The sequence below is a fragment of the Curtobacterium sp. MCJR17_020 genome (assembly GCF_003234365.2).
Classification (GTDB): domain Bacteria; phylum Actinomycetota; class Actinomycetes; order Actinomycetales; family Microbacteriaceae; genus Curtobacterium.
In genome coordinates this window covers 537,749-558,511 of record NZ_CP126260.1, presented here as the reverse complement: position 1 = coordinate 558,511, position 20,763 = coordinate 537,749, and the positions used below count along the sequence as shown (strand labels likewise).

Here is a 20,763-nt window from a genome sequence, read left to right as displayed (position 1 = left end):
GGTGCCTCGCATCCCCGCCGCTGCGGCCCTGGCACTGACCCTGCTGACCCTAATGACCGGGTGCGCGGCAGGAGGCAACCCGATGCCCACTGACGCAGCCGGCCTGACCCAGGACGACGTCGCGGAGATGTCGCTCCACCAGGAGTTCGACGCCTTCCGGGACCACTACCAACACATGCAACGGCTCCTCAAGGATGCGCAGCTCCAGGTCCACGACGGCGAATGGGAATGGGGCGGCGGCGACGATCTGCCCGGGATAGGGGGTGATGGTGTCGCGCCGTTACCGGGCTCAGACACGAAGAACAGCTACGACATGAGCACCACCAGACTCTGGACCCCGCCCGGCGCGACCGACCAGCGGCGCGACCTGCAACCGATGATCGACTCCTTCACCGAACAGGGCTGGACCATCGAACGTCGCACCATCACCGGCGACGAAGAAGTCTGGGCCACCACCGGCGACGGCTGGCAGATCCAGTACACCGCCCAGGAGAACGGCGACAACCCCATCACCGTCTACAGCGAGCCATTCTGGACCAACGACGGCAACGCCCTTTCGGATGCCATCTATGGACGCTCGACCGTCACGTTCCCCGACCGGTCACTTCCGGGCGTATTCCCGCCGTTCCCCTCCTGGAACGACCCGGTCGTCAACAAGCCCAAGATCTGACCACAACGACACAGCACGCCCCCGGGTCACTCAGACGTCATCGACATCGACGTTCCACAACGCCCGGTACCACGCCGTCCGCTCCGGATCGTCGGGCACCCCGTACGCCTCGTGGAACAGCGGCTCCCACCCGGGCCCGTAGTTCCACCCCAGCGCCATCGTCGCCACCGCCAGGTCCGCCCAGCGGTCCGCGACACCCGTAGCGTCCAGGTCGACGTGCCCGCTCCACCGGCCGTCGGCACCGATGAGCGTGTTCGGCGTGCACGGGTCCCCGTGGCACACCACGGTGCGGTCACCGGGCGGCTCGGAGCCCAGTCGGTCTGTGTCGGCGCCCGCCGCACGAGCACGGTCGAGCCGCGCCACGGTCGACCGCGCGAAGGGGCAGTCGTCCACCGGCAGGGTGTCGTGGAACGCACGGAGCCCCTCGCCCACCGCGATCACCGCGGTCCGGGGTTCGTCGTGCCACCGCGGGTCCACGGCACTCCACCCGGGGACGGCACGGGTCCGCAGCCAGACACCGCCGTCGTCCGCACCGTGGTCGAGCACCTCGGGCACCCGCACGTACCGCGACGCCCACTCGAGTCGCGCGGCCTCGTTGCTGATCCACCGACCGTAGGCGTGCGGCAGGACCTTCACGAACTCGTCGGCGTGCTCGTCCGGGCCGATCCGGAACGTCGTGCCACCGATCTCGTTGTGCCAGACCATGGCGACCTCGCGGCCCCGGGCGGCCTCGACGACCACGCGCGGGACGGGGACGCCGGCGTCCGGACCCGGTAACCCGCCGATCGACCGCACCACGACGGTCCTAGTGCACGCGGTCCGGGCGCGAGGACCCGGCCCCACCGCGCGCGATCTCGAGCAGGACCGGCAGGCGTTCGCCGAGCAGGGCGTCCAGGTCGGCGACGACGGCCTCGACCCGTTCGGTGACCTCACGCGGCGAGGCGCCCCGGCGCGGACGGACCCGCACCCGGATCGCCCGGCCACCACGGACGCGGTACACGTCGACCGCGAGCGAGGCCACCTGCGGCAGCTCCCCGATCGCCGACGACAGCGCGTGCTGCACGGCCGTGGACTCCACGCGCACCGAACCGGCGACGCCGTCGGCTGATCCGTCGCTCTCGACGACGGTGCCCTCGCGGCCTCCGCCGAGCGTCGTCAGCACCACGATCGCCAGGATGCCGACGACGACCCCGCCGCCGAGCACCCACGTCCACGACAGCAGGGAGTCATCGCGCGACGTGTCCGTGCCGAGGCCCGCGAGTGCGTCGCCGGCCGTGCGCCACCAGGACGCCACGAGCGGCAGGCCCTGGGCCGTCTGCACCAGGATCGCGCCGACCCCGGCGACGAACAGGATGAGCCCGACGACGACGAGTGCCGTCCGGCCGAGCCCACGGTTGGTCGCGTTCATCCGTCCACCCGTCCGGTCGGCTGGACGCGCACCCTCGCAGCCAGGGCGGGGAGCGCGTCGATCGCGGCGAACTCGTGCTCGACGGCCTCGGTCGCGGCCACGGCGGGCACGTCGACGCCAGCAGCGGGGCGCAGCACGACCTCGACGGTGCGGCGGCCCACGGTGCCGACGGCGGCGTCCTGGCCGAGGCGTGTGGCCGAGCGGGCAGCACGGGCAGCAGCAGAGGCGAGCACCTCGTCGTCGACCACGACGGCGAGCCGGTCAGATGCCATCGCGTGGCGCGGACGCCGCTGCGGCAGGAGGCCCTGCAGCAGGAGCACCAGGCCGACGAGGGCGACGATCGCCGCGATCCCGACGACGAGCGTGGTGTCGAGGCCGTCCGGCGCGGCGAGGGCGGCGTCCGCCACGGCGCGCGGGTCGACGCCGAGGACGTTCTGGTCGAGCAGCACGAGCGCACCGGCGAAGACGGCAGCGGCGGCGAGCACGAGGGTGATGAGCATCGCGATGACGACGGCGCCCGACCGGGACACGTGGGTCTCGCGGCGGAGCAGGCGGCGGTACGTGGCGGCGTGCTCGCCGTGCGACGGAGCGGCGGTCACCGGACCCTCCGCGGCACGTCGACGACCGACGACGCGAACGTCACGGTCACCCGGGACACCTGTCGGCCGGTGATGGTCCGGAGCCGCTCGGCGATCGTGCCACGGGCCCGGTGCGCGCTCGTGACGACGGGTTCGTCGGGGACCGCGTGGCTCCCCAGCACGGGCAGGGTGAGCGGGGCGGTGATCTCGACCGCCAGTGCGCCGCGGCCGTCGTCGGAGACCCGGGCACGGACCTCCCGGAAGGCCACGCGCAGCGCTTCGGCGGCGACCGCCTGGGCGGTGTGCACCAGCGCCGACGTGCCGATGCGGTCGGAGCCGCGGAGCCGGACGCCGCTGTCGCCGACCGTGGCGACCGCGGCGTCGGTCACGACGAGCTCCGGCGTCCGCGCAGCACGTCGACCAGCCGACGCACGTCGACGTCGCCGGCGACGATGCGGGCGACCAGTCCACCGACGGCCATGCAGACGGCGACGACCACGAACGCCCAGAACCCGAGGGTCACCGCCACGATCGCGAGGAGGGCGCCGACGCCCATCCCGACGACGGTGGCGTTCACCGGACCCGGCCCTCGCGGACGTCGCCGTCGAGGTCGTCGGCGGTGCCGTTCAGTGCGGGGATGTTCACGTCGTTGATCGCGATGTTGACCTCGGTGACCTCGAGCCCCACGAGCTCGGTGACGGCGCTCGTGACGGCGGCGCGCACCGCGGTGGCGACGTCCATCATCGGCGTCGGGTAGTCCACGACGATCGTCAGGTCGACGGCGACCTGGGTCTCGCCGACCTCGACGCGGACGCCCTGGCCGAGCGCGCTCGAGCCGATCGCATCGCGGATGGCGCCGAAGGCCCGGGCCGCGTTCCCGCCGAGGGCGAAGACGCCGGGGACGTCACGCGCGGCGATGCCCGCGACCTTGGCGACGACGGTGTCGTCGATGATCGTCTTGCCCTTGGTCGTGACCTGCGTGGTGGTGGTCCCGGTCGTGGTGCCGGTCGTCGCGGTCCCGTCGACGCGGTTCGTCGTCGATGCCATTGCTGCCTCCGATGCGATCGATTCCTGGTGTTCCAGCGAACACCATCGTGCCGTACCCCGGCCGAGGATGGGCGTGCCGGTAGGTTCGATCCCATGCGCGTGGCGACCTGGAACGTGAACTCCGTCCGCACCCGAGTGGGGCGGATCGTCGACTGGCTGGTGCGCGAGGACGTCGACGTCCTCGGCATGCAGGAGATCAAGTGCAAGCCGGAGCAGTTCCCGGTGCAGGCGTTCGAGGACGCCGGCTACCACGTCGAGGCGCACGGCCTGAACCAGTGGAACGGTGTCGCGTTCGCCAGCCGCCTGCCGATGGAGGACGTGACCCGCGACTTCCCCGGCCAGCCCGGCTTCCTCAAGGGGCACGAGGGGCCGGACCTGCCCGTCGAGGCCCGGGCCATCGGCGTCACCGTCGACGGCGTGCGGCTCTGGAGCCTCTACGTGCCGAACGGGCGCGAGGTCGGCGACCCGCACTACACGTACAAGCTCGACTGGCTCGCGCAGCTGGCCGACCGCACCGCCGAGTGGATCGCCGCGTCACCGGAGACCCCGCTCGCGCTGATGGGCGACTGGAACGTCGCACCGCTCGACACCGACGTGTGGGACGTCCGCGTGTTCGAGGGGCACACCCACGTCAGCGAACCGGAGCGCGACGCCTTCCGGGCGTTCGAGGCGGCGGGGCTGCAGGACGTCGTCCGGCCGATCGTGCCGGACGGCTACACCTACTGGGACTACAAGCAGCTGCGGTTCCCGCGCAACGAGGGCATGCGCATCGACTTCGTGATGGGCTCGCAGGCCTTCGCCGACGTCGTCACCGACGCTTCGATCCACCGCAACGAGCGGAAGGGCGACGCCCCGAGCGACCACGTCCCCGTGGTGGTCGACCTCGACCTGGACACGTCGCTCGACGACGACCGTCCGATGATCTTCTGACTTCTGTTACGTCCCGGGTCCGCCCGCGTTGAGCGGGGCGGAGGCCGGACGTAGATTTCCTGCACCGAACCCCCTCGAGAGCAGGTGAAGCCATGTCCCGCACGACGATCCTTCCCATCCAGCGCGTCATGGCGAACGCGGCCCCCGGCGCATGGCGCGACGGCATCGTCGTCGAGACCCGCCCCGCCGACGCCGTCGTGGCGTTCCTGGACGGCGTCGTGACCCAGCTCCGGGTGGCGGACGCCGACGCCTTCCTGTCGGTCGGCGACCCGGTCGCCCACCACCCGGTTGCGGAGATCCTCAGCGCCGCCGGTCGTCAGACCACGGCGCGCAGCGCGTAGCTCGGGCTCGTCGGCTCAGGCAGACATCGAGGCGAGCATCGCCTCGCACTTCGCGACCATCTCGTCGCAGGCCATGGCGCAGTAGCGGCACGACTCGTCCATCTCCATGTGCCCCCGGCACTCGGCGGCACACATCGTGCCCATCGTCATCACGGCCATGAGCATCGCCTGCATGCTCGGCAGGTCCATGCCGGCCGGACGCATCATCATCCGCATGCCGGTGTCGGCCATCATCGCGGTGTTGGAGCACATCGCGGCGCAGGTGGCCATCTCGCCGCCCATGCGCATGTCGCTCGCGGAGCACATCGTGGCGGCCATCGACGCGGCGTTCATCGCCATCATCGTGTCCTGCATCACGTCCATGTCCATCGCCGCGGGCATGTCCGTCATCGACATGTTCTTCATCATCGCCATCGTGTCCATCGGAGGTCTCCGTCCGTCGTGGTCCCGAGGCGGGTCCGCCCCGTGGACGCCAGCGTACGCGCGCCCCCTCGGCCGACGCGGTGCACGCGACCCCACGGCGGACGGGAGGCACGGTGCGGCCCCGCCACGGGCCTCCCGTCCGCCTCGCAGTGCGACCAGGGCCGCTACGGGTGCAGCAGCGCGGCGATCGCGACCAGGACGGGGACCGAGCCGATCGTCGAGATGAGCACCACGTCGCGGGCGACCGGGACCGCCGCGTCGTAGCGCTGCGCGTAGTTGAACACGTTCTGCGCCGCCGGCAACGCCGCCAGGGTGGTGAGCACGAAGACGTCCTGGTCGCCGAGCCCGAACACGAACCGTGCGAACACGTACGCGACCGCCGGCATCACCACGAGCTTGATCGACGACGCCACGATGACGTCCGTGCGGATCGCCGGGTCCCGCAGCGGCGCGGCACCGTGCAGGCTCATCCCGAACGACAGCAGGACGACGGGCACGGCAGCCGCGCCGACCAGCGAGAACGGCTCGAGCACGGGGTCGGGCAGCGTGATCCCGGTCGCCGAGAACACCAGACCGACCAGCGAGGCGATGATGATCGGGTTCCGGAACGGCCCGGAGATCCGGCGTCCCCAGCCGCCGGCGCCTGACGTCGCGGCGTCGAGGATCGTCAACGCGACCGGCGCGATGACGATGAGCTGCAGCAGGATCACCGGCACGACCGCGGTCGCCTGCCCGAGCACGTAGACGGCGACCGGCAGGCCGATGTTGTTCGCGTTGACGTAGCTCGCGGCCAGGGCCCCGACCGTCGTGGTGGTGACCGGTCGCCGCAGCACGAACCGGAAGACGGCCGCCGCTCCGAGTGCGACCACGGCGGCACTCAGCAGCGAGACCCAGAGCATCGGGGACAGCAGCGACTCGATGTCGGCCGAGGCGATGGTGTGGAAGAGCAGGCAGGGCATGAGCACGAAGAACGCGAGGCGACTCATCACGAACTGTGCGTGCGGGCCGAGCAGTCCGATGCGCCCGACGACGTACCCACCGGCGATGATCGCGCCGATGATCGCGAAGCCGGTCAACACGCCACCCATCGCGACCATCCTTGCACCATGTGACGTCGCTCAGGTCGGAAATGCGTTCGCATCGAATACCGTTGCAGGCACCATGACCTCGACGAACGCCGACACCCTCACCCGGTCCACCGACTCCAGCCAGCCCCTCGTGCCTCTGCTCGAAGAGCGCTGGAGCCCCCGTTCCTACGACGAGACCGCGACGATCTCGGACGAACAGTTCGACGCCGTCCTCGAGGCCGCCCGCTGGGCCGCGTCGGCGATGAACTTCCAGCCCCGCCGCTTCATCGCGGGCCGTCGTGGCACCGAGACGTTCCGCAAGATCAACGAGAACCTGCTCGGCTTCAACGCCGCCTGGGCCTTCCGTGCCAGCGCCCTCGTCGTCGGCGTGCTCGAGACCGTGACCGAGGACGGCGACGAGCGTCCCTTCGCCCAGTACGACCTCGGCCAGTCGCTCGCCGCCCTGACCGTCCAGGCGCACGCCGAGGGCCTGCACGTGCACCAGATGGCGGGCATCGACGCCGCCGGCCTGCGCGCCGCGTTCGACCTGCCGGAGCGCTTCCTGCCCTTCACCGTCACGGCCATCGGCACCGTCGCACACCCGTCGCAGCTCGACGAGAAGGCGGCCGAGCGCGAGGTCGCACCGCGCACCCGCCTACCCCTCGACGAGGTCGTGCTCGTCAAGGAGTAGTCCTCGGTACCAGCACGCGGCCGCGTCCCCGCCGGGGCGCGGCCGCTGCCGTACCCGCTGCCGCGTAGAATGTCGTGACATGCAGCCCGAGATGAACTTCTACACCCGCAAGTGGGTCCGCCCCGAGGACCTCAACGCCAACGGCACCCTGTTCGGCGGCAGCCTGCTCCGCTGGATCGACGAAGAGGCCGCGGTCTACGCGATCATCCAGCTCGGCAACGGCAAGGTCGTCACGAAGTACATGTCGGAGATCGAGTTCGTGTCCTCGGCGAAGGAGGGCGACATCGTCGAGATCGGCCTCGTCGCCACCCGCTTCGGCCGCAGCTCGCTCACCATGCGGGCCGAGGCGCGCAACCTCTTCACGCACCGCAGCATCCTCACCATCGACGAGGTCGTGTTCGTGAACCTCGACGACGACGGCAACCCGGCGCCGCACGGCTACACGGACATCACGTATGACCGCGACCGGGTCCCCGCGACGCACCGCGCCTGACCCGCGTGACCCCGCAGACATCGCGCAGCAGTCGCGTGCGGTGAACACAGCACCCGGCATGTGATCGGTGGCCTCTGGCAGGATCGGGGCATGACCACGCCCCGCCTCGTCGCCTTCGACCTGGACGACACCCTCGCCCCGTCGAAGTCCTCCCTCGACCCCCGCATGCTCGAGACCTTCGCGTCCCTGCTCGAGGTCGTGCCGGTCGCGGTCATCTCCGGCGGCAACTTCACGCAGTTCGAGCAGCAGCTCGTCACCCCGCTCCGCCACCGCGACGGCCTGACCCTCGACGACCTGCACCTGCTGCCGACCTGCGGCACGCGGTACTACCGCTGGTCCGACGACGACTGGGCCCTGCAGTACGCCGAGGACCTCACCGACGACCAGAAGGCACGCGCCCTCGCAGCGGTCGAGTCCGTCGCGAAGGACGCCGGCTACTGGGAGTCCGAGACCTGGGGCGACATCCTCGAGGACCGCGGGTCGCAGATCACGTTCTCCGCACTCGGCCAGGCCGCTCCGGTCGACGTCAAGAAGCAGTGGGACCCGACCGGCGCGAAGAAGGACGACCTCCGCCGCCGCGTGCAGGCCGAGCTCCCCGACCTCGAGGTGCGGTCCGGCGGCTCGACCAGCGTCGACATCACCCGCAAGGGCATCGACAAGGCGTACGGCATGCAGCGTCTCGCCGAGATCACCGGCATCGCGCTCGACGACATGCTCTTCGTCGGCGACCGGCTCGACCCCGAGGGCAACGACTACCCGGTGAAGGCCCTCGGTGTGCCGTGCCACGCGGTCGAGGGCTGGGAGGACACCGACGCCTTCCTGACCGAGCTCATCCCGACCCTGCGCTGACGGCGCGGCAGCCGACGGCGCGTCAGCCCAGGCTGCGGACGGCCTCGACGAAGGCGCGGATCTTGGCCGGGTCCTTCACGCCGCGCTCCGACTCGACGCCGCTCGACACGTCGACGCCGTCGGGGTCGAGCGCCTCGACCGCGGCCACGACGTTGGCGGGGGTCAGGCCGCCCGCCAGGATCCAGGCCTCGTCGATCACGCCCTCGATCACGGCGGGGTCGATCAGCCGACCGCTGCCGGGCACGGCGGCGTCGAGCAGCAGCAGGTCGTGGTCGTACGCGGCACGCTGCTCCGGGGTCTCGCGCAGGTAGTCCTCGGCCGCGAGGGCCCGGATCGTGAAGAAGCCGGCGTCGCGGGCTCGGGCGAAGTCGGTCGCGGCCTCGCCCCCGTGCAGCTGCAGGGTGGTGAGCCCGACCTCGGACGCGATGCCGACGATCTCGTCGATCTTCTGGTCGCGGAAGACCCCCACGGCGTCGATGCCGTCCGGCAGCCGTTCGACGAGTTCCTTCGCCAGGTCGGCCGTCACGGTGCGGGGGCTGTTCGCGGCGAAGACGAAACCGACCGCGTCGGCGCCCGCGTCGACGGCGGCGTCCACGGTGTCGGGCGTCGACAGGCCGCAGATCTTGATCCAGCGCTGGTCGGTCATGCTGTCCATCCTGCCAGGGACCACGGACGAACGGGACGCGCGGGCGAGCTCAGTGCAGCATGCCCGCGACGTAGGCGGAGCCGCACGCGACCAGCACGCCGAACGCCGCGAACGAGCCGACGAGCACGTTCCGCCGACGCCAGCGGCGGACGGCCGAGAAGGTCCCGCGCTTCGCGTGCCGGTGGGCCGCACGGTGCATCCGGTGGTCGCGCTGGTGCTTGACCCGCTCCGGTCCGAGCGGCACCGGGCCGGTGACCTGCGTGGAGCCGCCCCGCAGGGCGTTCGCGATCGCGACCGCGGTCGGACGACGCTCCGGGTCGCGGGCGGTCATCCGGCTGAGCAGTTCACGCCACTCCGAGGCGACGTCGTCGGGGATCTCGGGGTCGTGCCGCAGGCGAGCCAGTGCCGCCTCGATCAGGGTGCCCGAGTACTCCTGCTTGCCGGTGAGGGCCTCGAGCAGCACCAGTCCGAGCGAGTACACGTCGGTGGCGAAGCTGATCGGCTCACCGGCGACCTGCTCGGGGCTCAGGTACGCCGCCGTGCCGATGATCGTGCCGTCGTTCGTCAGGCGGGAGCCGTCGACGAAGTGCGCGACGCCGAAGTCGGTGAGCTTCACGGTCCGGGCGAAGCCGGACGAGCCCTCGTCGCTGATCAGGATGTTGGCGGGCTTGACGTCCCGGTGCACGATGCCCCGCGAGTGCACGTACGCCAGGGCGTCGGCGAGCTGGGCGCCGAGGTCGGCCACTTCGTAGTTGTGCAGGGCCCCCTCGGACAGTCGGCGCAGCAGCGTCGTGTCGGCGATGAGCTCCATCACGATGAACCGGTGCGGGCCGTCGGGGAAGTCGTGCGTGCCGGCGTCGTAGAGCGGGATGAGCCCGGGGTGCGACAGCATGCTGAGGAGCCGGATCTCGCGTTCCTGACGGACGCGGTCGGCCGTCGTCATCTTGTCCGGCGTCGCGAAGAGCTTCACGGCGACGGCGCGGTAGGTGTGCTCGTCGCGGGCTTCGTAGACGGTCCCCATGCCACCCGTGCCGATGAGCTTCACCAGCCGGTACCGGCCCGACAGGACCGTCTCCGTCCGCAAGCCGTCCAGCAGGGTCATGGTGTCCGTCGTTCCGTCGGGAGCCGCAGGTTCCGCGGCTGCTGCCGGCTTGTTGGCTCACGAGAAACGGTACGCGTCCGACCCCGCTTTCGGGCGGGTGTTATGACATCGTGATCGGCGTACTTCCCTGTGTTCATGCGGATGCATCAGCGTACCGTTCGACCTCCGACCAGGGTGAGCGATCACGCAAGGAGGACAGCGATGGCACTGACGAAGGGTGACGAGGTGCACTGGAACACCTCGCAGGGACAGACGACCGGGAAACTCGTGCGGAAGCGCACGAGCGACTTCGAGTTCGACGGTCAGACGTTCAAGCCGACCGACGACGATCCGTACTGGATCGTCGAGTCGGAGAAGAGCGGCAAGCAGGCCGCGCACAAGGAGTCGGCGCTGACCAAGGCCTGACGACGACCGGCTCAGTCGCGGGCGGGTTCGGCGCGACGACGACCTCGTGCGCCCCCGCTCGCGGCACCGTCGCCGTTGCCGCCCCCGTCCGCGCGGCGGTCTGCCCGCCACCGTCGGACCCGCCGGACCACGAACGTCACCACGACGACCGCGATCGCGACGTAGAGCACCCGGTCGATCCACTCGGTGTACTGCTCGACGCGGTCGTACTGCGAGCCGAAGGCAGCACCGAGCAGCACCAGGGCGCTGTTCCAGATGCCGCTCGCGATGATCGTGAACACCGAGAACGTGCCGAGGTGCATGCGGTCAGCACCGGCGGGCAGCGAGATGAGGCTCCGGACGATGGGGACGAAGCGGCCGAAGAACACGGCGCTCTTGCCGTGCCGGTGGAACCACGCGGCGGCCTTGCGGAAGTCGTCCTCGTCGACCAGGGGGAGCTTGCCGAACCACCGCGTGGTGCGCTCGAACCCGATCTTCGCGCCGAGCCAGTAGAGCACCAGCGCACCGAGGTAGGACCCGAGCGTCGCCAGCACGAGGACGAGCACGAGGTTCATCTGCCCGGCACCCGCCAGGAAGCCGGCCAGCGGCAGGATGAGCTCGGACGGGATCGGCGGGAACACTGTCTCGACGAAGAGCATGAGCGCGACACCCCACTCCCCCAGGGCGTCGATGATCTGGAGCACGAGACCGGAGAGTCCGCCCAGGTCCGAGGGAGCGGTGGAGTCGCCGGTGGCGACGGTCATGGCACGGGCGGTCACGGCAGTCGTCATGCCCCCAGCATCCCTGAGCGCCCTGTCAGGACCCGGCGCGGTACCTGGGCGTCAGCCGAGTCCCATGCGCGAGGTCCGCACGTGCGTCAACGACCGCGCGAGGGCACCGCGGGCGACGGCGTCACGACCGACCGTCGACGGGACGATCTCGACGGGGTGCCGGAGCTGGGGCGTGACCACCGCGGCGAGCGCCTCGGCGAACACCGGAGCCGCCGGCAGGACCTCGCCCCCGACGACCACGACCTCGGGGTCGATCGTCGTGACGAGCTGCACGACGCCCGGTGCCACGTCGTCCGCGAAGGCGCGGACGACCTCGACCGCCGCCGGGTCCGGGTCGTCCTCGCCGACGCGACCCGACGCTGCGCCCCCGCGCCCGGCCGCGGCGAAGACCGACTCGAGGTCCGTGTCGGACGCGATCCGGGCCTCCAGGCGGGCCGGCGCACCGGGCCACCCGGTCGAGGCCAGGCCGCCCATCTCGCCAGCCGCACCACGCGCTCCGCGCGCCAACGCCCCGTCGATGACGTAGGCCGCGCCGATCTGCCGACCCATCACCAGGTACAGGCCGTCCTGGACGCCCCGGAAGCGCCCCCACATCGCCTCGGCGGTGGCGGCGAGCTTCGCGTCGTTGTCGAAGAACGTCGCGATGCCGGGGAAGAGGTCCTGGATCCGGCCGGGCACGCGGCGCTCGACCCACTCCGGCACGGCGACCGTGTAGTCGATCTCGCCGGCACGGTCGACGACGGCGGGGACGCCGAACGTGGCGGCGAGGACCGGGGACGCCTCCGAGTCGGCCGTCAGGCGGCGGACCACGTCCTGCACGCTCGTCCAGGCCTGCTCCGCGTCGGCGAGGTCCGCGTAGCGCTCCTCGACCCGGGTGAGGGTGTTCCCGCGCAGGTCGGCGCGGATGCCCACGATGCCGTGCAGTCCGAGGTCGACGCCGAGCACGGAACCGGCGGTGGCGTCCGCCGCGAAGCGCTTGGCCCGGCGGCCGGCCTTGTTCGGGGTGGCGATCGCCTCGGCCTCGGTCACCCAGCCCTCGTCGACCAGGTCTGCGAGCGCCGCCTCGACCGTGGGGCGGGAGAGCCCGACGGTGCGGCTCAGCTCGGTCACGGTGCGCGATGCGTCGTCGCGCAGGAGCTCGTCGAGGATGGCCCGGGAGTTCATGAGTCGGAGCACGCCCGGCGTCGTCCCCACGACACTCGGGATCGTTGACACGGTCTCGTCCACGGCCATAGCCTCCACATTACGAAAGATCATTGAGGAATGGTGGACTCCGACATGCTCATCCCACGACCGCGCCGCGCCGTCCCCGGCACCGGCGCCTTCGAGATCACCCCGTCGACCCGCATCGCAGCGGACGCAGCGAGCGGATCGGTCCGACTGTACCTGCAGCAGACGCTCCGGGCGTCGACCGGCCAGCCGGTCCGGGACGCAGCGGAAGACGTGGCAGCCTCCGCCGACGGGTCGGTCCGGACGGGCGTCATCTCGCTGCGCGTCACCGACGATCCCTCCCTGCCCGCCGGCCCGCCGTCGCCCGAGGGCGAGCGCGCCGAGTCCTTCCGCCTGACCGTCACGCCCGACGGCGTGGACGTCGCGGGCGGCTCGGCCGCCGGCGTGTTCTACGGCGTCCAGGCGCTCCTCCAGCTGCTGCCCGCCGACGTGTACCGCAGCGGCCGTGTCGGCACCGGGCCGTGGTCAGTCCCGTCCACCATCGTCGAGGACGCGCCCGCCTTCGCCTGGCGCGGCGTCATGCTCGACGTCGCCCGGCACTTCCGCACCAAGCACGAGGTCATGCGCGTCGTCGACCAGCTCGCGGCGCACCGGATCAACCGGCTGCACTTCCACCTCACCGAGGACCAGGGCTGGCGCATCGAGATCCGGAAGTACCCGCGCCTGACCGAAGTCGGGTCGTGGCGCCGCGAGTCCCAGGTGGGCGCGCACGTCCCCGACGCCGACGGCGTGCTGCACCCCGCAGCGTTCGACGGCCGCCCGCACGGCGGGTACTACACGCAGGACGACATCCGCGAGATCGTCGCCTACGCGGCGGACCGGTTCGTCACCGTCGTCCCCGAGACCGAGACGCCCGGGCACGTCCGTGCTGCGTTGGCCGCCTACCCGTCGCTCGGCGTGCACCCCGAGACGCCGGTGGAGGTCTGGACCGAGTGGGGCATCGCCGACGACGTCCTGAACGCCGACGACAGCACCGTCGACTTCTTCAAGGACGTCCTCGACGAGGTCATCGCCCTCTTCCCCTCCCGCTACATCGGCATCGGCGGCGACGAGTGCCCGAAGGTGCAGTGGGTCGAGGACCCCCGCACGCAGGAGCGCATGCGTTCACTCGGGCTCGAGGACGAAGAGCAGCTGCAGGCCTGGATCATCGGGCAGCTCGCGGCACACGTCGCATCGCACGGGCGGCAGGCGTTCGGCTGGGACGAGATCCTCGAGGGCGGCACGCTCGACCCCTCGGCGACCATCGTGTCGTGGCGCGGTCTGACCGGCGCCCGGACGGCGGCGAAACGCGGGCACGACGTGATCTCGTCGCCCGACGACCAGGCCTACCTCGACTACCGCCAGAGCGACCTGGCGACCGAGCCGATCCCGGTGTCGATCGTGCTGACGGTCGACGACGTCTTCGGGTTCGACCCGGTGCCGTCCGGCCTGACCGAGTCCGAGCGCGCCCACGTCATCGGCGGCCAGGGCAACATGTGGACGGAGCACGTCGACACCGCCCGGAAGCTCGACTACCAGCTGTTCCCGCGGGTGGCCGCCCTGGCCGAGGCGCTCTGGTCGGCGGACGTCACCGGTCCGCGCGACGTCGCCGAGTTCCGCGGGCGGCTGGCCGAGCACACCGCGCGGCTCGAGGCGATGGGGATCGAGTACCGGCACGAGGCCGGGCCGTTCCCGTGGGAGCAGCGTCCGGGCGTCCCGGGGCGGCCGCACTCGCGTGAGGACCGTGCCGCCTACATCGACGCGATCACGGCCAACATCGCCGAGTAGCGAGCGCCCCAGGCGGGCGGGCGCGTCGAGGTTCCACGACTCGCCGCTCACTTCCGCCGAGGTTCCACGGAGGCCCGCGTGCGCCCGTGAGGTTCCGAGATCTCGGAACCTCACGGGGTGGTCGCGACCACGGACGGGAGGCCCGGTGCCAGCTGCCACGGGGCGCGCCCGTCCGTCAGGTGGTGACGTCGACTACACGGCGACGGCCACGCGGTCGTCGGCCGTCTCGGACACGGCGGCGTCCGCCGCCGGGGCCCGACGCACCCACTTCTTCAGCCCGACCAGGACCAGCGCGGACACGATCGTGCCGGCCAGGATCGCGACGATGAACATCGCGACGTCCCCGATGGCGAAGAACACGAAGATCCCACCGTGCGGCGCCCGCGAGGTCACACCGGCAGCCATCGAGATCGCACCCGTGACCGCGGCTCCGACCATCGACGCCGGGATGACGCGCAGCGGGTCGGCGGCGGCGAACGGGATCGCACCCTCGGAGATGAAGGACGCCCCGAGCAGCCAGGCGGCCTTGCCGTTCTCGCGCTCGGGCTTCGTGAACCCCTTGCGGTACAGGAGGGTCGAGGCGAGGGCCAGGGCGAGCGGCGGCACCATGCCGGCAGCCATCACGGCCGCCATGATCTCGAACGGCACGACGTTGGTTGCGGTCCCGGCACCGAGGCCCGCGACGGCGAACGCGTACGCCACCTTGTTGACCGGGCCGCCGAGGTCGAACGCCATCATCAGGCCGAGGATGATGCCGAGCAGGATCGCCGAGGCGCCGGACAGCGAGTTGAGGAACTCGGTCAGCTGCGTCATCAGCCAGGCGATCGGTCCACCGAGCACGAGCAGCATGAGGCCGGAAGCGATGATCGAGGCGAAGAGCGGGATGATCACGACGGGCATCAGGCCACGCAGCCAGCGCCAGGTCGGGATGCGCCCGATCCAGTACGCGGCGGCGCCGGCGATGAGGCCACCGATCAGACCACCGAGGAACCCGGCGTTCATGAAGACGGCGATGGAACCGGCGACGAAGCCGGGCGCGATGCCGGGTCGGTCGGCCATGGCGTAGGCGATGTACCCGGCGAGTGCCGCGACCAGGAACCCGAGCGACACGGAGCCGATCTGGAACGCGGCGGCACCGAGGTAGTAGCGCAGCCCCTCCGGCGGCAGGTCGGCCAGGTTGTAGTGCTGGAGCGCGAAGACCGCGTTGTTGACGCCGTCGTCACCGTGGGTGAGCGCGATGCCGTACCCGGCGAGCAGGAAGCCGAGCGCGATGAGCAGCCCGCCGCCCGCGACGAACGGGATCATGTAGCTGACGCCGGTGAGCAGCCAGCGCTTGAGCGCCTGCCCGAAGTGCTCGTTCTTGGCGGTGGACTCGCCCTCGGCGGACGCTCCGCCCTGCACGCGTGCGGCGTTCGGGTCGTCCGAGGCGCGGATGGCCTCGGCGATCATCTTGTCGGGCTCGTCGACGCCGCGCTTGACGGGGCCGGAGACGAGCGGCTTGCCGGCGAAGCGACCGCGGTCGCGGACGTCCACGTCGACCGCGAACACGACGGCGTCGGCGCGGGCGATCAGGGCCGGGTCGAGGGGCTCGACCTGCGAGGACCCCTGGGTCTCGACGTGCATCTCGGCACCGGCGCGCTGCGCCGCGGCGACGAGGGCGTCGGCCGCCATGTAGGTGTGCGCGATGCCGGTCGGGCAGGCGGTGACGCCGACGAAGACCTTGCGGCCCGGCGCGGGTGCGGCAGTCGGACTGGAGGCACTGCTCGCCGTCCCGACGCCGGCTTCGGACACCTCGCCGCTCACCTCGCGGTCGACGAGCTGGACGATCTCGTCCGGGGTGGCTGCGGCGCGCAGGGCGGCGGTGAAGTCGTCACGGATGAGCGCACGGGCCAGGGTCGAGAGGACCGTCAGGTGGTCCTTGTCGGCTCCCTCGGGCACGGCGATCATGAACACGATGTCGGCGTCGCCGTCCGGGGCGCCGAACGACACCTTCCGGGCGAGACGCGCGAACGCCAGGGTCGGCTCGGACACCGACGCCGAACGGGCGTGCGGGATCGCGATGCCGCCGGGCACGCCGGTGCCGACGCTGGCCTCGCGCTTGATGGCGTCCTCGGCCAGGACCCGGCCGTCGGCGGCGCGGCCGGTCGCGGCGACGCGGTCGGCGAGGACGCGGATGACGTCGGCCGAGGTGGCACCGAGGTCCTCGTCGAGGCCGACGAGCTGGGCGCTGATGAGGCGCGGACTCGAGTCTGCGGACATGTGCTTGCTCCTTCGCAATGGCGCTGGTCGCGCGGGTCGTGCGGGTGTTCGGGGAGTGGGGGTGTTCTGGCTGGCTGGGGCGGGGTCAGGCGGGCTCGGGTGCCGGGTGCGTGGTGAGCACCCGGACCGAGATCGCCGTCGGGTCGGTGTGGTCGAGGGCGGGCACGTCGCTGCCGGGCAGGGCTGCGGCGGCGGCTCCGGTCGCGACGGCCTGGGCGAGGCGCTGCTCGGGCGACGCTCCGGCCACCTCGGCGAGCAGGTAGCCCGCGAGCGAGGAGTCCCCCGCGCCGACGGTGGAGCGGGCGACGATCCGCGGTGCTGCGGCGGCGAAGGCACCCTCGTCGGACACCAGCACGGCGCCGGCACTGCCGAGGGTCAGCAGGACCGAGCCGACGTTCCGGTCGCGCAAGCGCTCTGCGGCGGCCACGGCGGCGTCGAGGTCCTGCTCGTAGGTGTCGGGGTCGCCGCCGACGACCTCGGCGAGCTCCTCGGCGTTCGGCTTGACCAGGTCGATCCGCTCGCCGGACTGCAGCAGGGCGGTGAACGGGACGCCGGACGAGTCGACCGCGATCCGGACGTCCTCACCGTGGCGCGCACGGACGGCACGCACGAGCACGGCGAGCGCGTCGTCGGGCAGGCCTGGCGGGAGCGATCCGGCGAAGACCACCCAGCGGGCGGCGGGTCCGGTGGCGGTCGCCGCGGCCGTGTCGGCGACCAGGTCGGCCAGGTCGTCCAGCCGACCCGCGAGCGAGGGACCGGGCTCGTTGAGCTTCGTGGTGGTGCCGGTCGGCTCGGTCACGGTGACGTTCGAGCGGAGCGGCGCACCGATCGGCAGGGCGGCGGTGGGGATGCCGCGCGTGGCGAGCCCGAGCAGCACGGGGTCGAGCTCGTCGCCGGGCAGCACGGCGATGGTTTCCCCACCGCTCGCGACCACGACGCGGGACACGTTGACGCCCTTGCCGCCGGGCTCCGCGGTGGAGCGGGTGGCGCGCTGGACGGCGCCGCGCTGCAGTTCGCCGGAGAGCTCGATGGTGCGGTCGAGGCTCGGGTTCGGCGTGACGGTGACGATGCGGCGGCTCATGCGACGACGACCTCGACGTCGGCGTCGGTCAGGGCGCCAGCGAGGTCGGCCGGCGGCTCCTGGTCGGTGACCACGGTGTCGATCTCGTCGAGCCGGGCGAAGCGCATCAGGGCCTCGACCCCGTGCTTCGCGGCGTCGGCGAGCACGACGGCACGACGGGCAGCGAGGACGTAGGCGCCCTTGACTGCGGCCTCGTACTCGTCCGGGGTGCTCAAGCCGAAGCCGGCGGACAGGCCGTTCGTGCCGACGAACGCGATGTCCGGCCGCAGGGCGCTGATCTGCTCGACGGTGGCGGTGCCGACCGCGGCGCTCGTGACCCCGCGCACCCGGCCACCGAGCAGGTGCAGCTCGACGTGCTCGCTGTGCTGCAGGGTCGCGGCGATCGGCACGGAGTTCGTGATGACCGTGAGGGTCGCGCCGGCGGTGGCGGGCTCCCACCGTGCGAGTTCGGCGGCGACGGCGGCGCAGGTGGTGCCGGCGTCGATCGCGATCGACCCGGTGAACGTCGACGGCACCAGGCGCATCGCAGCGCGGGCGATCTCGGACTTCGCGGAGCCGTGCTGTCCCTCGCGCTCGGCGACGGAGAGTTCGACGACGCTCGAGCGGCCGATCGGCACCGCTCCCCCGTGCACGCGGCGCAGGACCCCGGCGGACTCGAGGGCGTCGAGGTCACGGCGCACGGTCTCGGTGGTGACGTCGAAGTGCTCGGCCAGATCGGCGACGGAGACCCGGCCGGCGTCCTGCAGCGCTGCTGCGATCGCGTCGTGCCGCTCGGTTGCGTACATGCCCGAACTCCTTCGTTCCCGTGGGTTTCAGGAACCATAAGCCACAAACCCACACAAACACAACCACCCCGCCCTCGCCCGCCTCCCCGCTCCCTCCCCGCTCCCTCCCCCGAGGTTCCGAAATCTCGGCATCTCACGCGACCCTCAGCCTCTCCGTGGAACCTCGGCGTCCAGCACGCGGCATGTCGTGGAACCTCGGCGAACCCCACGCGCACGAACACCCCACACGCACGAACGCCCCGCCGCGCTCGTGCACGACGGGGCGTTCGGGTTCGCCGGTCAGCCCTTCACAGCCCCTGCCGTCATCCCGCTGACCAGCCGGCGCTGCACGATCAGGAAGAAGACGACCACGGGGATCGAGAACAGCACACTCGCCGCCATCAACCCACCGAAGTCCGTGCCCTTGTTCGTCGAGAACCCGGCCAACCAGACCGGCAGCGTGTACATCCCCTGGTCCTTGAGCATCACGTACGCGATCAGGTAGTCGTTCCACGCGGCGATGAACGCGAACACGCTCGTGGCGATGACCCCCGGCATCACGAGCGGGAACAGCACGCTCCACAGGATCCGGAACGTGCCGGCCCCGTCGACCTTCGCGGCCTCCTCGATCTCGACGGGTACGGCCACGAAGAACCCCCGCATCACCCAGATCGAGAACGGCAGCACGCTCGCGACGTACGCCAGGATCAGCCCGACGTAGCTGTTGAGCAGACCGAGGGTCTGGAACGACAGGAACAGCGGGATGAGCAGCGCACCCGACGGGATCATCTGCACGAACAAGATGCCGACCAGGATCGCCCGCCGCCCGCGGAACCGGAAGCGCGACAGCGCCGCCGAGGCCAGGAAGCCGACCACGATCGACAGCAGCACGGCGGCCACCACGACGATGGTCGAGTTCCGCAGGTAGACCAGGAAGCCCTCTTGTGTGAGCGCGCGCGTGAAGTTGTCGAGCGTGGGGTGCAGCGGCGCCCAGATCGGGGTCATGGTGGTGACCTCGTCCGCCGGCTTGAACGCGGTGTTCACCATCCAGTAGATCGGGAACACCCACACCAAGCAGAACACCACCGCGATGGTGTTCGCGACCACGCGCGGCTTCCGCTTCCGAGAACGCACGGGAACCGGCGCGGACGCCGGCGCGGACCCTGGCACAGAGACCGGCGCAGCATTCGAGACGGTCACAGGTCCTCCTCCCCGCTGCGGACGAGCCGGCGGATGTAGTAGCTGGTGAGCGCGCCGAGGATCACGGTCGAGATGACGGCGATCGCGGCGCCCTGGCCGTAGGCGTTGGAGACGAACGACTTCACGAACGTCCAGATGCCGAGCGTCAGGGTGGCCTCTTCCGGACCGCCCCTCGTGAGCAACCAGATCTGGTTGAAGACGTTGAAGTCCCAGATCACCGACAGGATCGACACGAGCAGCAGGGTCGGGGCGAGTGCCGGCAGCGTGATCGCGCGGTACATCGTCCACGTCGAGGCACCATCGAGCGCCCCGGCCTCGTAGTACTCCGGCGCGATCTGCGACTGCGCGGCGTAGAGCGTCAGGGCGACGAACGGCACGGCCTGCCAGATCACGAGCGTGAGCACGATCGTGTACGCCTGGCCGGGGTGCGACGCCCAGTTGTCCTGCGTGTGGTCGCCGAACACCCGCAGCTGCGTGATGAGCCAGTTGAGCACGCCGTAGAAGGGCTGGAACAGCCACTGCCACACCAGGCTCGAGGCGACGTTCGGCATCGCCCAAGCCAGCACGAGCACGACGCTGACCACGGTGCGCATCGCGACGCCGAGTCGGGTCAGCAGCTGCGCGACGCCCATCCCGATGACGATCGTGCCGAGCACCATCGCCCCGGTGACCAGGACGGTGCGCAGGATGACCGGCCAGAACGACGCGTCGGTCAGGACGTTCGTGTAGTTCGAGACGCCGGCGAACCCGGCTTCCCCGGTGAAGATCGCCCGGAGCCCGTAGTCCTGGAACGAGATGACGACGAGCCGGACGAGCGGGTAGACGACGAGCGCGAGCAGCAGGATCGCCGCGGGTGCCAGCAGGACGAGCGGTGCGCGCGACGCCACCGCCGACCGACGACGCGCCCCGCGGCCGGGACGAACCGGCCGCCCCGACCCGGCACCGCCGATGCCCCCGGTACCCGCGCCCGGGGTCCCCCCGCCGCCGGCGACCGGCTCGGACTGCTCCGAACCGGTCGCCTGCTCTGCAGTGGAGGTCATCG

The 20,763-nt window shown here is 71.4% G+C and carries 25 protein-coding genes; 8 read left to right on the top strand and 17 right to left on the bottom strand.

Features of this window, described 5'->3' with window-relative positions; genetic code table 11:
- Window position 1 precedes the first annotated feature (1 nt).
- Window positions 2-670, top strand: coding sequence for a hypothetical protein (locus DEJ14_RS02725; protein ID WP_181437603.1), 669 nt, complete (start codon window positions 2-4; stop codon window positions 668-670).
- Window positions 671-700: 30 nt separating this feature from the next.
- On the opposite strand, the gene DEJ14_RS02720 is transcribed toward DEJ14_RS02725, so the two are convergent.
- From DEJ14_RS02720 to DEJ14_RS02695, 6 genes are read right to left on the bottom strand one after another with little or no spacing between them, the layout of a single operon-like run.
- On the bottom strand, window positions 701-1,465 hold the full coding sequence (locus DEJ14_RS02720) for an aminoglycoside 3'-phosphotransferase (RefSeq protein WP_284180175.1): 765 nt from the start codon (window positions 1,463-1,465) through the stop codon (window positions 701-703).
- 10 nt (window positions 1,466-1,475) lie between these two features.
- Complete coding sequence (locus DEJ14_RS02715) at window positions 1,476-2,078, bottom strand: hypothetical protein (protein ID WP_111086170.1); 603 nt, start codon at window positions 2,076-2,078, stop codon at window positions 1,476-1,478.
- Window positions 2,075-2,677 (bottom strand): hypothetical protein, encoded by a 603-nt coding sequence (locus DEJ14_RS02710; protein ID WP_111086171.1) that lies wholly within the window; start codon window positions 2,675-2,677, stop codon window positions 2,075-2,077. Before DEJ14_RS02710 ends, DEJ14_RS02715 begins: the two co-directional genes overlap by 4 nt.
- Window positions 2,674-3,045, bottom strand: a complete 372-nt coding sequence (locus DEJ14_RS02705; RefSeq protein ID WP_111086172.1) for a hypothetical protein — start codon at window positions 3,043-3,045, stop codon at window positions 2,674-2,676. The genes DEJ14_RS02710 and DEJ14_RS02705 overlap by 4 nt, the downstream gene beginning before the upstream one ends.
- Window positions 3,042-3,233, bottom strand: a complete 192-nt coding sequence (locus DEJ14_RS02700; RefSeq protein ID WP_111086173.1) for a DUF2273 domain-containing protein — start codon at window positions 3,231-3,233, stop codon at window positions 3,042-3,044. The genes DEJ14_RS02705 and DEJ14_RS02700 overlap by 4 nt, the downstream gene beginning before the upstream one ends.
- Window positions 3,230-3,703 (bottom strand): Asp23/Gls24 family envelope stress response protein, encoded by a 474-nt coding sequence (locus DEJ14_RS02695; protein ID WP_111086174.1) that lies wholly within the window; start codon window positions 3,701-3,703, stop codon window positions 3,230-3,232. The genes DEJ14_RS02700 and DEJ14_RS02695 overlap by 4 nt, the downstream gene beginning before the upstream one ends.
- A 93-nt stretch (window positions 3,704-3,796) precedes the next feature.
- Here DEJ14_RS02695 and DEJ14_RS02690 point away from each other — a divergent pair, with 93 nt between their 5' ends.
- Together DEJ14_RS02690 and DEJ14_RS02685 are read left to right on the top strand one after the other, a co-directional pair.
- Entirely contained in the window at window positions 3,797-4,633 is an 837-nt protein-coding gene (locus tag DEJ14_RS02690; RefSeq protein ID WP_111086175.1) for an exodeoxyribonuclease III, read from the top strand.
- Between the two features lie 92 nt (window positions 4,634-4,725).
- Window positions 4,726-4,974 (top strand): nuclease, encoded by a 249-nt coding sequence (locus DEJ14_RS02685; RefSeq protein WP_111086176.1) that lies wholly within the window; start codon window positions 4,726-4,728, stop codon window positions 4,972-4,974.
- Between the two features lie 15 nt (window positions 4,975-4,989).
- On the opposite strand, the gene DEJ14_RS02680 is transcribed toward DEJ14_RS02685, so the two are convergent.
- Window positions 4,990-5,397: an aldehyde dehydrogenase gene (locus DEJ14_RS02680; protein ID WP_111086177.1), complete on the bottom strand. Its 408-nt coding sequence runs from the start codon at window positions 5,395-5,397 to the stop codon at window positions 4,990-4,992.
- Between the two features lie 164 nt (window positions 5,398-5,561).
- Entirely contained in the window at window positions 5,562-6,485 is a 924-nt protein-coding gene (locus tag DEJ14_RS02675; protein ID WP_111086178.1) for an AEC family transporter, read from the bottom strand.
- Window positions 6,486-6,558: 73 nt separating this feature from the next.
- Between DEJ14_RS02675 and DEJ14_RS02670 the strand changes: the two genes are divergently transcribed.
- From DEJ14_RS02670 to DEJ14_RS02660, 3 genes are all read left to right on the top strand, one after another.
- The gene (locus tag DEJ14_RS02670; protein WP_111086179.1) at window positions 6,559-7,155 is read left to right on the top strand and encodes a nitroreductase family protein; all 597 of its coding nucleotides are present in this window, start codon (window positions 6,559-6,561) and stop codon (window positions 7,153-7,155) included.
- A gap of 79 nt (window positions 7,156-7,234) precedes the next feature.
- Window positions 7,235-7,648 carry an acyl-CoA thioesterase gene (locus tag DEJ14_RS02665; protein ID WP_111086180.1) on the top strand — a complete coding sequence of 138 codons (414 nt, stop codon included), beginning with the start codon at window positions 7,235-7,237 and terminating at the stop codon, window positions 7,646-7,648.
- Between the two features lie 90 nt (window positions 7,649-7,738).
- Window positions 7,739-8,497, top strand: a complete 759-nt coding sequence (locus DEJ14_RS02660) for an HAD-IIB family hydrolase (RefSeq protein WP_111086181.1) — start codon at window positions 7,739-7,741, stop codon at window positions 8,495-8,497.
- 22 nt (window positions 8,498-8,519) lie between these two features.
- Here the strand turns inward: DEJ14_RS02660 and DEJ14_RS02655 are convergent, their stop codons facing one another.
- A complete protein-coding gene (locus tag DEJ14_RS02655; protein ID WP_111086182.1) occupies window positions 8,520-9,143 on the bottom strand; it encodes a phosphoribosylanthranilate isomerase in 624 nt (207 codons plus the stop codon).
- A 49-nt stretch (window positions 9,144-9,192) separates the two neighbouring features.
- Window positions 9,193-10,245: a serine/threonine-protein kinase gene (locus DEJ14_RS02650; RefSeq protein ID WP_111086183.1), complete on the bottom strand. Its 1,053-nt coding sequence runs from the start codon at window positions 10,243-10,245 to the stop codon at window positions 9,193-9,195.
- 201 nt (window positions 10,246-10,446) lie between these two features.
- Here DEJ14_RS02650 and DEJ14_RS02645 point away from each other — a divergent pair, with 201 nt between their 5' ends.
- On the top strand, window positions 10,447-10,650 hold the full coding sequence (locus tag DEJ14_RS02645) for a hypervirulence associated TUDOR domain-containing protein (protein ID WP_111086184.1): 204 nt from the start codon (window positions 10,447-10,449) through the stop codon (window positions 10,648-10,650).
- 11 nt (window positions 10,651-10,661) lie between these two features.
- Here the strand turns inward: DEJ14_RS02645 and DEJ14_RS02640 are convergent, their stop codons facing one another.
- Together DEJ14_RS02640 and DEJ14_RS02635 are read right to left on the bottom strand one after the other, a co-directional pair.
- On the bottom strand, window positions 10,662-11,420 hold the full coding sequence (locus DEJ14_RS02640) for a DedA family protein (protein WP_248704974.1): 759 nt from the start codon (window positions 11,418-11,420) through the stop codon (window positions 10,662-10,664).
- 51 nt (window positions 11,421-11,471) lie between these two features.
- Window positions 11,472-12,647 carry an ROK family transcriptional regulator gene (locus DEJ14_RS02635; protein WP_181437604.1) on the bottom strand — a complete coding sequence of 392 codons (1,176 nt, stop codon included), beginning with the start codon at window positions 12,645-12,647 and terminating at the stop codon, window positions 11,472-11,474.
- 36 nt (window positions 12,648-12,683) lie between these two features.
- Between DEJ14_RS02635 and DEJ14_RS02630 the strand changes: the two genes are divergently transcribed.
- Window positions 12,684-14,417, top strand: a complete 1,734-nt coding sequence (locus tag DEJ14_RS02630) for a beta-N-acetylhexosaminidase (protein WP_111086186.1) — start codon at window positions 12,684-12,686, stop codon at window positions 14,415-14,417.
- 192 nt (window positions 14,418-14,609) lie between these two features.
- Here DEJ14_RS02630 and DEJ14_RS02625 read toward each other — a convergent pair whose 3' ends face one another.
- The 5 genes from DEJ14_RS02625 to DEJ14_RS02605 form a co-directional block, all read right to left on the bottom strand.
- On the bottom strand, window positions 14,610-16,676 hold the full coding sequence (locus tag DEJ14_RS02625; protein ID WP_111086187.1) for a PTS fructose transporter subunit IIABC: 2,067 nt from the start codon (window positions 16,674-16,676) through the stop codon (window positions 14,610-14,612).
- 85 nt (window positions 16,677-16,761) lie between these two features.
- Window positions 16,762-17,757, bottom strand: coding sequence for a 1-phosphofructokinase family hexose kinase (locus DEJ14_RS02620; protein ID WP_111086188.1), 996 nt, complete (start codon window positions 17,755-17,757; stop codon window positions 16,762-16,764).
- Window positions 17,754-18,542 carry a DeoR/GlpR family DNA-binding transcription regulator gene (locus DEJ14_RS02615; protein ID WP_111086189.1) on the bottom strand — a complete coding sequence of 263 codons (789 nt, stop codon included), beginning with the start codon at window positions 18,540-18,542 and terminating at the stop codon, window positions 17,754-17,756. Before DEJ14_RS02615 ends, DEJ14_RS02620 begins: the two co-directional genes overlap by 4 nt.
- Before the next feature lie 279 nt (window positions 18,543-18,821).
- Window positions 18,822-19,628, bottom strand: coding sequence for a carbohydrate ABC transporter permease (locus DEJ14_RS02610; protein ID WP_240347571.1), 807 nt, complete (start codon window positions 19,626-19,628; stop codon window positions 18,822-18,824).
- A gap of 89 nt (window positions 19,629-19,717) precedes the next feature.
- Window positions 19,718-20,761 carry a carbohydrate ABC transporter permease gene (locus tag DEJ14_RS02605; protein ID WP_111085466.1) on the bottom strand — a complete coding sequence of 348 codons (1,044 nt, stop codon included), beginning with the start codon at window positions 20,759-20,761 and terminating at the stop codon, window positions 19,718-19,720.
- Window positions 20,762-20,763: the final 2 nt, after the last annotated feature.

Bases quoted from the DNA above. Each gene is read 5' to 3' on its own strand.
- DEJ14_RS02715 (WP_111086170.1), bottom strand. From the start codon at position 2,078: ATGAACGCGACCAACCGTGGGCTCGGCCGGACGGCACTCGTCGTCGTC.
- DEJ14_RS02695 (WP_111086174.1), bottom strand. From the start codon at position 3,703: ATGGCATCGACGACGAACCGCGTCGACGGGACCGCGACGACCGGCACC.
- DEJ14_RS02690 (WP_111086175.1), top strand. From the start codon at position 3,797: ATGCGCGTGGCGACCTGGAACGTGAACTCCGTCCGCACCCGAGTGGGG.
- DEJ14_RS02685 (WP_111086176.1), top strand. From the start codon at position 4,726: ATGTCCCGCACGACGATCCTTCCCATCCAGCGCGTCATGGCGAACGCG.
- DEJ14_RS02680 (WP_111086177.1), bottom strand. From the start codon at position 5,397: ATGGACACGATGGCGATGATGAAGAACATGTCGATGACGGACATGCCC.
- DEJ14_RS02675 (WP_111086178.1), bottom strand. From the start codon at position 6,485: ATGGGTGGCGTGTTGACCGGCTTCGCGATCATCGGCGCGATCATCGCC.
- DEJ14_RS02670 (WP_111086179.1), top strand. From the start codon at position 6,559: ATGACCTCGACGAACGCCGACACCCTCACCCGGTCCACCGACTCCAGC.
- DEJ14_RS02665 (WP_111086180.1), top strand. From the start codon at position 7,235: ATGCAGCCCGAGATGAACTTCTACACCCGCAAGTGGGTCCGCCCCGAG.
- DEJ14_RS02660 (WP_111086181.1), top strand. From the start codon at position 7,739: ATGACCACGCCCCGCCTCGTCGCCTTCGACCTGGACGACACCCTCGCC.
- DEJ14_RS02655 (WP_111086182.1), bottom strand. From the start codon at position 9,143: ATGACCGACCAGCGCTGGATCAAGATCTGCGGCCTGTCGACGCCCGAC.
- DEJ14_RS02650 (WP_111086183.1), bottom strand. From the start codon at position 10,245: ATGACCCTGCTGGACGGCTTGCGGACGGAGACGGTCCTGTCGGGCCGG.
- DEJ14_RS02645 (WP_111086184.1), top strand. From the start codon at position 10,447: ATGGCACTGACGAAGGGTGACGAGGTGCACTGGAACACCTCGCAGGGA.
- DEJ14_RS02640 (WP_248704974.1), bottom strand. From the start codon at position 11,420: ATGACGACTGCCGTGACCGCCCGTGCCATGACCGTCGCCACCGGCGAC.
- DEJ14_RS02630 (WP_111086186.1), top strand. From the start codon at position 12,684: ATGGTGGACTCCGACATGCTCATCCCACGACCGCGCCGCGCCGTCCCC.
- DEJ14_RS02625 (WP_111086187.1), bottom strand. From the start codon at position 16,676: ATGTCCGCAGACTCGAGTCCGCGCCTCATCAGCGCCCAGCTCGTCGGC.
- DEJ14_RS02620 (WP_111086188.1), bottom strand. From the start codon at position 17,757: ATGAGCCGCCGCATCGTCACCGTCACGCCGAACCCGAGCCTCGACCGC.
- DEJ14_RS02615 (WP_111086189.1), bottom strand. From the start codon at position 18,542: ATGTACGCAACCGAGCGGCACGACGCGATCGCAGCAGCGCTGCAGGAC.
- DEJ14_RS02605 (WP_111085466.1), bottom strand. From the start codon at position 20,761: ATGACCTCCACTGCAGAGCAGGCGACCGGTTCGGAGCAGTCCGAGCCG.